The organism is Pseudomonas sp. GL_103, assembly GCF_057835175.1.
In genome coordinates this window covers 1962764-1975919 of sequence record NZ_CM174420.1, presented here as the reverse complement: position 1 = coordinate 1975919, position 13156 = coordinate 1962764, and the positions used below count along the sequence as shown (strand labels likewise).

Here is a 13156-nt window from a genome sequence, read left to right as displayed (position 1 = left end):
AAAACGTGACTATTGACAAGGCTACAGGCCAGCAACGACGGCACCTACGATCGTAGCGATTCACAGAACCGCTCAGCCAGAGGACAATGGCGCAAAAGCCCCACTCCAAGGAGCCCCAGAATGTCCGTTCCAAAAACGATGTTTCAACTCAGCGGCCGCGGTTATGCAGCGGCCAATCTGAGCCATGCCACGCTGGTCATCATCGATGCCCAGAAAGAATACCTCAGCGGTCCCCTGGCCCTGAGTGGCATGGATGAAGCTGTCGCGAACATCAAGCAATTGCTCGCCGCTGCCCGCGCCGCCGGCCGGCCGATCGTGCATGTCCGCCACCTCGGTACGCTCGGCGGGCTGTTCAACCCCCAGGGCGTAGGTGGTGAGTTCATTCCGGGCCTGGAGCCACAGAGCGATGAAACCGTCATCGGCAAATTGTTGCCAAGCGCGTTTCACGGCACCGAACTGGCAAAACGCCTGGAAGACCTCGGTGCCCTTGACCTGATCGTCTGCGGCTTCATGAGCCACTCCAGCGTCAGCACCACGGTGCGTGCCGCCAAGAACCTGGGCTTCCGCTGCACCCTGGTGGAAGACGCGTGCGCCACCCGCGACCTGCCTTACAAGGGCGGCGTGCTCAGTGCCGCGCACGTTCATCAGACGGAAATGGCGATCATGGGCGACAACTTCGCCACCCTCGCGCTGACCCGTGAACTGATCTGATCGACGCTCAATGAGCGGCCAGGAACGCCGCTCATCCGCAAAAGCCTCCCATTTGCCGTAATTGTCTTAGCCTCAGGAACATCCCGGTCAACTCCCGGTCGAAGGGCCGATACCCATTGAGGAAGGTCGGAATGAAGTTATCCGATGGTTTTGACGCTCGCCGCTTGCGGCCCAAAGGCCAAAGCAACTGGCGTTTTCGAATCGGCGCGACGTTCGCGGCGTTGCTGGCGATGTGCGGCGTGCTACTCGCCATGGCCGGTGCCGCCAGCCTGCTCGGCCACGCACCCGCCCTGGGTGAATTGAACACCAGCCGCACCGGTGCCGCCGTGATCCTGGCCATCGGCCTGTTCGTGCTGTACCTCGGTGTCTGGCTATGGCGCCGTTGCCGTCGTCGCTCGCGACAGTCGCGGGAGCTGGCCATGTCCCCGCACTTGATGAAAAAACACGACTGAGTCAGGCGTCGCGCGCGTTTTTGTCGCGCCCGATTCGCTTCGAGTTGGGTAAACTGGCCGCCCTTCGCGGAGGCTGACATGCAAGACGACGATTTTTCCCTGTTCAAAAGCGCGATCCAAGGCGTCAAGCCGATCAAGCACGATCGCGCCGAAACCGGCAAACCCAAGGCTGACCGCGCGCAGATTGCCAAGCTGCGTCAAGCGGCCACCGTACGCACCGAATCCACCACCGTCGACGGGCTGTCCGATCAGTTCGTCATCGACGTCGGCCCTGAAGACGAGCTGATGTGGGCCCGCGATGGCGTGCAGGAAAGCCAGATGCGCAAGCTCAAGGTCGGGCAGATTCCGTTCGAAGGCAGCCTCGACCTGCACGGCATGAGCGTGGAAAAGGCCCGGGAAACCCTCTGGGCGTTCCTGGCCGAAGCCACCAAATTCGAAATCCGCTGCGTGCGCGTCACCCATGGCAAGGCGGTACGCCTGGACGGCAAGCGGCCGATGATCAAAAGCCACGTCAACACCTGGCTGCGCCAGCATCCACAGGTGCTCGGCTTCACCTCGTGCCAGGCGAAACATGGTGGTGCCGGCGCGGTTTATGTGATGCTCAAACGCACCATGATGGAAGGTCGCGACGAGTAAAGCTGACGCGTCACGCTTGCAGCGTCGTGTCCGTCACCGTACCCTTGCCCTTTGCGTAAAATCCCACAGGTAGTTTCATGTCCCTGGAACAGAATTACACGGCGATCCTCGGCCAGCTCGGCGAGGACGTTTCCCGCGAAGGCCTGCTCGACACGCCAAAACGTGCCGCCAAAGCCATGCAGTACCTCTGCCGCGGCTATGAACAGACACTGGAAGAGGTCACCAACGGTGCCCTGTTCAGCTCCGACAACAGCGAAATGGTGCTGGTCAAGGACATCGAGTTGTACTCGTTGTGCGAACACCACCTGCTGCCGTTCATCGGCAAGGCTCACGTCGCCTACATCCCGAGCGGCAAGGTCCTTGGCCTGTCGAAGGTGGCGCGGATCGTCGATATGTACGCCCGTCGCCTGCAGATCCAGGAAAACCTCAGCCGCCAGATCGCCGACGCGGTCCAGCAGGTCACCGGCGCCCTGGGCGTTGCGGTGGTGATCGAGGCCAAGCACATGTGCATGATGATGCGCGGCGTGGAAAAGCAGAATTCGACGATGATCACCTCGGTGATGCTCGGTGAGTTCCGCGAGAACGCGGCCACCCGCAGCGAATTCCTCAGCCTCATCAAGTAATTCGCGGCACGAAGAAAACCGGCATTCATCGCCGGTTTTTTTTCGCCTGCAAAAAATCAGGTAAGCTGCGCGCCCTTCTTCGTTTGCACCGTGAGGCTTTCAACGTGTTCGTAAAAGCGCTTCGTGTCGGCCTTGGCCAACTGATCATCTTCATCGACTTCATTACTCGCCCAAGCAAGAAGAAGCGCCCCGCCGCTGCTCAGGCTCAGGTCGAATCCGCCGCCAAGGGTCTGACCCTGTATCAATTCCACGCCTGCCCATTCTGCGTGAAGACCCGCCGCACCCTGCGCCGCCTGAATGTGCCGGTGGCCCTTCGCGATGCGAAGAACAACGAACAGGATCGCCAGACCTTGCTGGAGCAAGGCGGCAAGATCAAGGTGCCGTGCCTGCGCATTGAAGAGAATGGCCAGACCACCTGGATGTACGAGTCCAAGGTGATCATTGATTATCTGGACAAGCGTTTCGCGGCGGCCTGATGTTTCTGAGGTGGGGCTGATGGCCCTATCGCGAGCAGGCTCGCTCCCACAGTAGAACTTTGTTGTGAACAGGATTTGTGTTCAAAACAGATCCAATGTGGGAGCGAGCCTGCTCGCGAAGGGGCCTACACCGGCACCGCAAAATTTCAGACAAAAATAAACCGGCCCTTGCGCCGGTTTATTTGTTTTCAGGCTGCTTGCGCCGCCTGCGCCTGTCGCACCACCGCCGCCAACCGCTCGAGCCCCTCATCCAGCCGCGCCGGATCAATGTGGCTGAAGTTCAACCGCAGATACCCCGGATGATTATCCGGCTCGGGGAAGAACGGTTCCCCCGGCATGAACGCCACGTCGTTGGCCAGCGCGGCGTTGAGCAAGGTGCGGGTGTCCTGCGGCTGCTTGAGTTTCAACCAGAAGAACAGCCCGCCCTGCGGCACGTTCCAGTCCGCCAGATCCGAGAAATGAGTTTCCAGCGCAGCCTGAAACGCATCCCGACGCCCCCGATAAAAATCGCGCAACTCACTGCGGTGTTGCTGATACTTCTCGCTGCCGATCCATTGCAGCGCCTGCCACTGGCCTACGCGATTGGTGTGCAAATCCGCCGACTGCTTGAGTTTCAACAGATGGGGAAACAGGTCCGGGCTGGCGATCAAGTAGCCGACACGTAAACCCGGCAACAGGGTTTTCGACACGGTCCCAGTGTAGATCCAGCTCGCCTTCTTCAAGCGGCTGACAATCGGCGTAGCGCTGCCACCGTCGAAGGTCAGCTCGCGGTAAGGCTCGTCCTCAATCAGCGTCACGCCAAATTCATCGAGCAACGCCGCCACCGCGTCGCGCTTGGTTTCGCTGTAACGCACCGCCGATGGATTCTGGAAGGTCGGGATCAGGTAGATGAAGGCCGGGCGGTGTTGTTCCAGGCGAGCGCGTAGCTCCGTCAGGTTCGGGCCGTCAGCCTCCAGCGGCACGGTCAGGCAATCGGCGCCGAACAGCTGGAAAATCTGCAACGCCGCCAGATAAGTCGGCGCCTCGAGCAGGATTTCGGTGCCCTTGTCGATGTACAGCTTGGCCGCCAGGTCGAGGGTCTGCTGTGAGCCGCTGACCACCAGCACCTGGCTTGCCTCGCATGCCACTCCCAACGCTCGCGCCTCGGTGGCCAGCGCTTCACGCAGTGCCGGCTCGCCTTCGCTCATGCCGTATTGACCCATGGAAACCGGCATCTCGGCCCAATCGACTTTTGGCAACATGGCTTCGGCCGGCAGGCCGCCGGCAAACGACATCATCTGCGGGCGCTGGGCTGCGGCGAGGATTTCACGGATCAAAGAACTTTTAAGGCGCGAGACACGTTCGGAAAAAGCCATGGGGATCACCGGTAGCGAGGCATGTGGAAAATGAGTCAAACTTGTTGACCGAAATTACGCCTCCTCGAACGGATACGTCAACATGCTTGACCTTAAAAACCCGCTTTCCCAGCAGCAGGCCATGGAAGCGTTTTTCTTCGGCTACCAGGCCTTTACCGCCAAGGCCGATGAAATGCTCGAACGTCGCGGCCTGAGTCGGGTGCATCAGCGCATCGTGTTTTTCATCGCCCGCTATCCAAACCTGAGCGTGAAGGAGCTGTTGGCGTTGCTCGGCGTGAGCAAGCAGGCGCTGAACATGCCGTTGCGGCAATTGTTGGAGATGCATCTGGTCGACAGCGTCGCGTCCGAAACCGACAAGCGTAAGCGTCTGCTGGAGTTGACTGCCGAAGGTGCGCGGTTTGAACAGGCGCTGCGCCGCGAGCAGGTGAAATTGCTGGAGCGGGTGTTTGCCGAGGCCGGGGAGACGGCGGTGAATGGGTGGCTGGCGGTGAATCTGGCGTTGGGGAAAAGTCATTCGCAGGCTGAATGAGAGTTTGTCTGATTAATGTGCATTGGCTGATCAGTCCCCTTCGCGAGCAGGCTCGCTCCCACAGTTGACCGCATTTTCATGTGGGAGCGAGCTTGCTCGCGAAGGCGTCGGAATAGGCGATATATCCCTAAAGCCAAATATTTCGTCGACAAAACCAAAAACATTATTTGCATTCTTTGTATACAAAAGCATAATCCACTTCGTGCGAGTTCCTGACCAAGCGGTCAACAAATTCGCAAGTGCCTCAAAGGGCCGCTGCCACCCTCATGGGTCCGGCCCTGGAAATAACAATAAAACTCTTGAGGAGTATTCGCTGTGGAAAGCCGCAAATCCGAAGCATCGACGCTGGATCTCTCGCCGCCATTACGCAATGGCTTGCTGGAACGTCTGTTCAAACTCAGCTTGCACGGCACCACGGTGAAGACCGAGCTGATTGCCGGACTGACAACCTTCATCACCATGGCTTACATCATTTTCGTCAACCCCAACATCATGGCCGACGCCGGGATCGATCACGGTGCGGCATTCGTCGCCACCTGCATCGCCGCGGCACTCGGTTGCCTGTTGATGGGCCTGTACGCCAACTGGCCGGTCGGCCTGGCACCAGGCATGGGGCTGAACGCGTTCTTCACCTACACCGTGGTCGGCACCATGGGCTACAACTGGGAAACCGCCCTCGGCGCGGTGTTTGTGTCCGGTGTGTTGTTCATGATCCTGACCTTCTCGCGAATCCGCGAATGGCTGCTCAACAGTATCCCGGTCAGCCTGCGCTTCGCCATGGGCGCCGGTGTGGGCCTGTTCCTGGGGCTGATCGGCCTGAAAACCGCGGGTATCGTCGTCGATAGCCCGGCCACGCTGATCAAGCTCGGCTCCCTGCGCGAACCTGGCCCACTGCTCGCCGCAGTGTGCTTCCTGATGATCGCCATCCTCAGCTATCACAAGGTGTTCGGCGCGATCCTCATCAGCATCATCACCGTGACTCTCGCCGGTTGGGGCCTTGGGCTGGTGCACTACGAGGGCATCATGTCCGCCCCGCCGAGCCTGGCTCCGACCTGGATGGCCATGAACGTTGTGGGTGTATTCAACATCAGCATGGTCAGCGTGGTACTGGCGTTCCTCTTCGTGCACATGTTCGACACCGCCGGCACCCTGATGGGCGTTGCCCAGCGTGCCAACCTGGTGGGCGCTGACGGCAAGATCGAAAACCTCTCCCGCGCCATGAAAGCCGACAGTGCTTCCAGCGTATTCGGTGCGGTAGTCGGCGTTCCGCCGGTCACCAGCTACGTGGAAAGTGCTGCAGGTGTCGCAGCGGGTGGTCGGACTGGTCTTACCGCAGTGACCGTAGGTGTGCTATTTATTGCAGCCATGTTCTTCGCACCGCTGGCCGGGATGATTCCTGCCTATGCAACCGCGGGCGCACTGATTTATGTAGCAATGCTGATGATGGGCGGCATGGCCCACATCGAATGGGACGAAGCCACCGACAGCATTCCGGCGATCGTTACCGCAATCATGATGCCGCTGACCTTCTCGGTCGCCGACGGCATCGCGCTGGGCTTCATCACCTACGTGGCGATGAAGGCCGGTACCGGCAAGCACAAGGAAATTTCGGTGAGCCTGTGGGTGCTCTGCGCGATCTTCATCGCCAAGTTCATCTTCTTGTAAGCCACACGCGGTACACGCTTGAAAACAGCCTCACCCCGTCGGGTGGGGCTTTTGTGCAAATGGAGGAAAGTGATGAGTCTGGAAACCTGGCTGCTGTTCAGCGGCGCTGCGCTGATAGTGATCCTGATCCCGGGGCCGCTGTCATTGCTGATGATCAGCAACAGCCTGAATTACGGCTTGCGCCGCTCTTACCCGGCCTTTCTTGGCGGCGTGTCCGCCTCGATCTGCCTGCTGAGTGCTTCGGCGCTGGGCCTGGGTGCGCTGCTGCTGGCTTCGGAACAGCTGTTCAGTGCCCTGAAGATTCTTGGCGCCCTTTACCTGTTCTACCTCGCCTGGCAGAGCTGGCAGCAATCGCGCCTGCCTTCCCATGGCGCTGAAGTGCCACATGCCGCGCCGGTGCCACGCTTTCGTGCACTGTTCGGGCGTGCGTTCATGCTGGGCGCCAGTAATCCAAAGGACATCCTGTTCTTCGCCGCTTTCCTGCCGCAGTTCCTGAGTGCCGAACAGCCGTTCCTGCCGCAGTTGCTGGTGATGATTGTCACTTGGACACTGCTGGATCTGGCCTGCAAGTTGGCTTACGGCCTCGGCGCCCATGGTGCCGCGCGATATCTGCGCAGTGGCAAGGGGCAGAGTTGGTTTAACCGGGTGAGTGCGGGGTTGTTCACAAGCGCCGGAGCCGCCGCGTTGCTAAACAATCACTGACACCAGAGTTATATTTCAACTTTTTACTTGGTAGCGCTGCCATCCCAACTACAAACCCATCTAAATTGGCAGCGACCTAATTTATATATAACCCACCCAATTCATCGCCCCCACCCCCACATAAACTTACTTATTGCCGGCGCTGCACTCACGCAACACTCAGCAATAATAGAAGCATGTAAGTTTCAACCAACCGATAATATAGTTGCCAACTACAGAAACAACCAGAACAAGGACGTTCTATATGACAACCGTTTTTCAGGCATCCACGCTACAGCACGATGACGCTGTAGAAATAATTGATATTGATGTACATGCAAATGAGAAAACCGCCGCAACCATAGATTTTTCGGACACCGAACACACCCAAGTTCTTTCAAATAAAAATCGACACGCCGCACAACTTAAAGTAGTGGACCAACTATTTGGCCCACTTGAAATTGGTTCCTTCTCGGTTACGAGGTCAGCACTGGATACACTAGGTGCAACTGTCGGAGGCGAGCCTCTAGATGGCAGCAGCACTTTTTTTCGCGTGCCCAAACGTTCTTTCATTAACGCGTTGCAGTTCAGTGCTAGCAATATAGAAGCCTGCATGAAATCCAGTGGAGCAGCGGACGATTACTTCCTGCCATCATTACTTTTCGAGATCGCAAGCCGGCGACCGCTCTCCGCGCCTGTATTACTTAGAGATGAAGTAACAACAGTAGAGGAATCAGGAAGCTATAGGTTCAAACTTCGAAAACTGCTCAATGGGGCACATAAACTCGATATTCGCCACGCCTACATGCCGAAGCACACACCTGGCTGGGTTAACCGGGTAAAAAGCAGCGGTATGGCGAGCACAGGGGTTGGACTTCAGGCTTTTGGTATCTACAGCGGTCTACGGGGTCTCCAGGACGCCATAAGAAACAAGGACACCTACCAAACCATCTTCAACGGCGCCAGCATTGCAATGGAATTGACTTCTGTTGCCGTTGAATTGGCAGTGGCCAGACAAGCGACCCAAATGATCAAGGCGGGTCAGCACGCATACCGGGATTTCGCGAAAACCATGATTGGCGTCCGGCTAGGTAGAGGCGGCGGATTGATCGCCGGCGCATTGACGTTACCATTCGATGTTGTTGCGGCCGTCAACTCGTTCAATGCTGCTGCCAATACGACTGGCAAGGAGGCCACCGCCCACTACGTCAGTGCGGGTTTGAGTGTCACCAGCGCCGCCATGACAATCATCCTCGGTACCGCTGCCCTGGCAGGGTTTTCGTACGCGGGTCCCATCGGGCTGGTAGCCGGACTTCTCCTGGTCGCCGGCTCGCAGATCTGGGGCGCGGTTGGCACCGTGGACGAAATCGACGATTACATCGAACTCACTACCCATGAGCGTTTGCGCACCGGCTGGTTCTCGTTTTGGGGAATCAGCCCTGACAAAAATGTGCAAGACCGTTATCTCATCGCCAAGGCGGCCTCTGAACATTCTAGGAGGCTGCGAGCGATCTCCGAAAAACTGCTCAATGGAGTATTGAAGGACAGCACCGAAGTTATTGTAAATGGCAACTTCGATGTCACAGTCAAACAGATCCCCGTAAAAACCACCAGTTGGTGGACCGGAACAGAAACCACCGAACTCGTCGACCGTCCACAAATAAACGACGGCGACGACATGATCGACGCCCGAACCGGCGTCCGAAAAGATACGCCCGGCGCTGTGTTCGGTAGTGCAGCCGAGCACAAAGGCGTTTTGTGGTTGATCGGAAAAGGCAACGATACAATTTTAGGTGTTGAGAAAAAGCCCAATTCCTTCCAGTACGGAACGGGAGTCAAAACACTTACCGGTGGTGAAAAAAATGATGAGTTTGTTTTCAGCGACTCTACCACACTGATCACGGACGGCCCGACGAACACTCTTGTTTCAACATTGAAAGGCGGCTTAGGTAGCGACACCCTGGTGATGTCCGGGGAACTTGATAATCCCCCAAAACAGCGCCTGGGCTATCACGTCGACCTGGACATTGGTCAAATGTCCATTATAACTCTGAGCCCTGACAGAAAACATCGCACAAATAACCACCACGCACTTCTTGACAGTATTGAAAACATTGAAACACTGGCCGGAGCACAAAACGAGGTCATCGGCACCGCAGGCCCGAATATAATCAAGGCGCGAGGCAACGATAGAGTTACAGCAGGGGCCGGCGATGACCAGATACATCTACTCGGTAGCATGGGAACCGCGGACGGCGGCCCCGGAAAAGATAATTACTTTATTGCGCATAAGCCCGGCAATGTTTGCCTCATTGAAGACGGGGCAGAAGAAAGTATCATTGCGCTGGATTGGCGGATGGATCTTATCAAGAGTTGGACAGTCGATAAGCTGGACTTAGTCATCATCTCATGGTTCGACTTCAGCGACACCAAAGAAAGAATCGTCATTATCAAAGACGTTTATCAAACTAACAAGGACCAGAAAACACTGCGAAACCGAAAGCAGACATTCATTACCCAGGACAATTTCCATCTGGTACCTGATCTTCCGGAAACGATTCTGACTGACGCACCGTTCGACGTTGAAGTGGTGATCACTCAGCCGGGCAGAACCTCACTTCCAGTCATTCTTTATCAACCCGATTGCTCGGTCCCGCATGACAAACATACAAACTACTATCTTTCCCCCTCGGTTGAGCACATCACATTCAGTGTAACGCAACCAAGCAAATCAGCGGTAACAACGATTTACCTCGACCTGACCAGCAACGAGTTAAGTAAAGTCGAGGCATCTTACAAAGTTGACCTGAGACACGGATCAAGATTTAAACGCATCATGTACAAAGAGTGCAGCATGAGACTGCACTTTGGTACAAAAATACTCACATTCATGAATCTTGCAAGTTCTCAAGGGACCGCCGGCTCCCATAAAATCAATGATCGACTTACTGCCCCCGTATTATTCCCGAATCATCACTTCATTCTGACCCTGAAGGATGGCACATCTTACCGCCTCATGCCGCCTAGATTGCCACTTGACGAATTCGTCAACGATAAGTTCGAGATCTCCGATCACATGTTGTTATCTCGCACAGTTCAACTACCCCTCGCCTCCAGGGCAGGTAAGTTTGCGCCTATATTGCCGCATGACAATGAAGCCCATACCTTGGGCAAGAGTGAAAAATGTGTCCGGCTAAATTCTCACCCCGAGCAAACCGCCATTGAAAGCCTGATTGGCGAGGGCTCGAAATACCTGGTGCATCTCAGCCATGACGTAACATTTCGTATTTCCACGCCTGGCGCTCTGGCCGGTGCCAGTCCACGCTTGCCGCACTCGTCCAGCTGGGAATTTGACGCAACGCAGCTGGGCAATGTCAACGTCAACCTGATCAATAACCGGTTGCACGTTGGAAGCGCTGTCATTCACCTGCCTGAATACAACAGCCCTGAAGATCTTATCGACAACATTTTTGTCATCATGCCTGACGGCATCGTGCATGTAGTAGATCTGATATTTGAAACTGTTTATATCGACGCTATTGATGCCCGATTTTTCCTTCCACCCAAGGATAATAAAGTAGAGTTACCCCCATCATTAAAATACACAAACACCGACGAAATAAAAGTTAGAAACATCGCAATGCAAGATGGATCCATCGGACAATTGAATTACCACTTAGCCGAGCGTCGCTGGATACTCGACTCCAACAAAACCCGTCCTATCGAGCTCGCAGATTTGAGCATTACCAACCATTGCCAACATCACATACCGCTATTCCAACAACTGGCAAAAAATGCGCTCAAAAAAACCCTCTCCCTAGACATGGAAGCACTTATACAGCTTCGAGAACACTGCCTGACACTGATGAAAACGAATTAATCGACACATGATTAATCCGACCTTTATCAGACTGATCACACTTACATAAATTACGCATATTTTTGAGTAAATACCCATGGCTAAACCACCGAAAAAAATTCCAACACCTGACAGCCCGGACACACACGTCATATCGACACGAACAGAAAATCAATACAGCCCGGACATTCACAACCGGCCCCATTTCGGCCGCCCCACTCCTGAACAAGGCATCGATGCCACAACCGGCAAGACCCCATTGACCTCACGGCCCAATGAAGCGACTTGGAGACCGGCTGTCGAAGTAACCGATATGAAAGATCCCGATGCCGCGTCGGTTGAGGCCGCCCGACGTGCAATCAGTTGGCCAAGAGACAAGTACGACGAATTAACCCCATTCGGTGAAAACACAGGACTTTTCTATAGTCCGGATCGGAGGATATACGCAGAAATCAGCGATGAAGGTCGTTTCATGGTTGAGCGCAACCCGCGTGGTGAATACGTGGTCCCTCTGCCGTTCGCCCCAGGCGAGCCCGGCCCGATTCTGGCAAAAATCGTAGATCAGCCACGTTGGCGCATTGATCGTCCGGGCTGGATGGTCTCCCCCCAAACGCCAGGTGATGTGCGGCCCACGGTCGATGTCGGGAGGAGTTTACAAACCATTAAACCCATACCCGAGTGGCTTGCGAATTTACTGGCAAAGGCCAGTGAAGAAGACGGAATCCGCTATGACAAATTGGGCCGAGCCTTTGTCGATACGGAGAGAGACGGCGTAACTCATGTTCGAAAGAATGCTGACGGTGACTATCAAGCAACTGACTTCAGTGAGCGGGATCCGTCCGGGCCGATAATGGAGCGGATTGAAGGAACGACGTTATGGCGCCCAAAATCCGTGACTGCAACCACAATCGCCCCCCCTGGCAGCCGCCTCCCACATGATGAGTCTGGCTCTCGGCCGGCCAAACGTCCTCGACTGGATGAGCACGGTGATTCGGACCCAATAGACTCCGAAAACCTGCCTGTTCCGCAAACTACGCCAGCGAAGGAACTCCACGAGTACTCGTGGCTACCATGGGGTCACATCAGCATACCCTCGACAGGAGAGTCCGTCTTGTTGGGTGGGCTTCATTACAGGATATTGCCGAGAGGTTCAACGAAGGCGATGCCCACATTGGACTACGTTTTCCTGCTAAACCCGGGTTTTACCAAGACGAATTTCGAAGCGTTTGAACACATGTTACTGGAAGCCCCGTGGCTGCAACCGGTCGCCACTTACCGCAAAGGCGTTGATCCGTTTGAAGTAAACCCCGGTATAAGGCGGTTTGACAAACCGTTGTCCGAATCCGTGCGTGGCGCATTCAGCACCCTTTCCGATCTTACTTGTCGGGCCGTCGCAAAAAAAATGTTCGAGCTTGCCGATAACTCGCTGTTCGCCACAACCAGCGGGCTACTGAGACTCAAAGTGGTTCTGAACCAATGGCAACAAAAACCGATCAAGTTAACGCCACCGTTCGTCCATCCAGTAAACATGCTGCCTGTGGTCGACACTATTGAGGTCGCGGGCAAAAAGTTGATCCCACTGCTTCCCGAATCCAATGGACCGTTGCAACGGCTCAATTTCGATCCTCAACGTTTTCCGACGGAGTGGAGTCACTACCTCGACACCCCGTCTGACTACAATCTCAAGCGCTTGGTCGGCGCCCTTTTGATTCGCAGTGATTACGAGGTCTTCCCCCTGACGCACGAGCACCGAGGCCCCGCACTTGTCTTCAAACGTCCTGAAGATCCCTGCGTGTACTTTCTAAAACTCGGGACAGTGCAGGGCGACAGCTTTGTCGTTACCCATGATTCTGGCAATGAACTGGCTTCCCCATTGCTGCCTTCCAGAATCGGTGATGATGCCTTTGATGCACTGACGGTGGCCAGTGTGCAAAACAATGTAACGTGGCTGATAGGCGGAGTTCACAGGACTGAGTCAGGTGAACAATCAGTATTCATTCTTAGAGAGCGCTAACTCCTCTACAAGCCTTCGCGGACAAACTGCGTAGGCCTTATTCCGGGGGTAACGATTTGTATCATTTGTCGCCCTGTACATAGACATATGTACCGCACCCGAATGTGCCGATTCAACCAAAATCCCGCTCCCGGAAGCCCAAAAAAACAAGCGGC

11 protein-coding genes are annotated in these 13156 nt (G+C 55.6%); 10 read left to right on the top strand and 1 reads right to left on the bottom strand.

The genetic code is table 11. The features are described from left to right. Positions 1-120 precede the first annotated feature (120 nt). From AC3IP0_RS09010 to AC3IP0_RS08990, 5 genes are all read left to right on the top strand, one after another. Positions 121-711 carry a cysteine hydrolase family protein gene (locus tag AC3IP0_RS09010; protein ID WP_046042958.1) on the top strand — a complete coding sequence of 197 codons (591 nt, stop codon included), beginning with the start codon at positions 121-123 and terminating at the stop codon, positions 709-711. A 131-nt stretch (positions 712-842) separates the two neighbouring features. Then, entirely contained in the window at positions 843-1163 is a 321-nt protein-coding gene (locus AC3IP0_RS09005) for a hypothetical protein (RefSeq protein WP_008048404.1), read from the top strand. Between the two features lie 78 nt (positions 1164-1241). After that, positions 1242-1799, top strand: a complete 558-nt coding sequence (locus AC3IP0_RS09000; RefSeq protein WP_057715753.1) for a Smr/MutS family protein — start codon at positions 1242-1244, stop codon at positions 1797-1799. Positions 1800-1876: 77 nt separating this feature from the next. Next, a complete protein-coding gene (gene folE / locus AC3IP0_RS08995) occupies positions 1877-2422 on the top strand; it encodes a GTP cyclohydrolase I FolE (protein ID WP_007988130.1) in 546 nt (181 codons plus the stop codon). Positions 2423-2526: 104 nt separating this feature from the next. Next, positions 2527-2898: a glutathione S-transferase N-terminal domain-containing protein gene (locus tag AC3IP0_RS08990; RefSeq protein ID WP_150724597.1), complete on the top strand. Its 372-nt coding sequence runs from the start codon at positions 2527-2529 to the stop codon at positions 2896-2898. 188 nt (positions 2899-3086) lie between these two features. On the opposite strand, the gene AC3IP0_RS08985 is transcribed toward AC3IP0_RS08990, so the two are convergent. Then, complete coding sequence (locus AC3IP0_RS08985) at positions 3087-4253, bottom strand: aminotransferase-like domain-containing protein (RefSeq protein WP_489327192.1); 1167 nt, start codon at positions 4251-4253, stop codon at positions 3087-3089. An 82-nt stretch (positions 4254-4335) separates the two neighbouring features. Between AC3IP0_RS08985 and AC3IP0_RS08980 the strand changes: the two genes are divergently transcribed. The 5 genes from AC3IP0_RS08980 to AC3IP0_RS08960 all read left to right on the top strand — a co-directional run bounded on the left by AC3IP0_RS08980 (position 4336) and on the right by AC3IP0_RS08960 (position 13001). Next, on the top strand, positions 4336-4782 hold the full coding sequence (locus AC3IP0_RS08980) for a MarR family winged helix-turn-helix transcriptional regulator (protein WP_489318968.1): 447 nt from the start codon (positions 4336-4338) through the stop codon (positions 4780-4782). Between the two features lie 315 nt (positions 4783-5097). After that, complete coding sequence (locus tag AC3IP0_RS08975) at positions 5098-6447, top strand: NCS2 family permease (protein ID WP_489327190.1); 1350 nt, start codon at positions 5098-5100, stop codon at positions 6445-6447. Between the two features lie 72 nt (positions 6448-6519). Continuing rightward, complete coding sequence (locus AC3IP0_RS08970; RefSeq protein WP_489318966.1) at positions 6520-7149, top strand: LysE family translocator; 630 nt, start codon at positions 6520-6522, stop codon at positions 7147-7149. Positions 7150-7393: 244 nt separating this feature from the next. After that, positions 7394-11008 carry a calcium-binding protein gene (locus AC3IP0_RS08965; protein WP_489318965.1) on the top strand — a complete coding sequence of 1205 codons (3615 nt, stop codon included), beginning with the start codon at positions 7394-7396 and terminating at the stop codon, positions 11006-11008. A gap of 76 nt (positions 11009-11084) precedes the next feature. Then, on the top strand, positions 11085-13001 hold the full coding sequence (locus tag AC3IP0_RS08960; RefSeq protein WP_489318964.1) for a hypothetical protein: 1917 nt from the start codon (positions 11085-11087) through the stop codon (positions 12999-13001). The last annotated feature ends 155 nt before the right edge of the window (positions 13002-13156 follow it).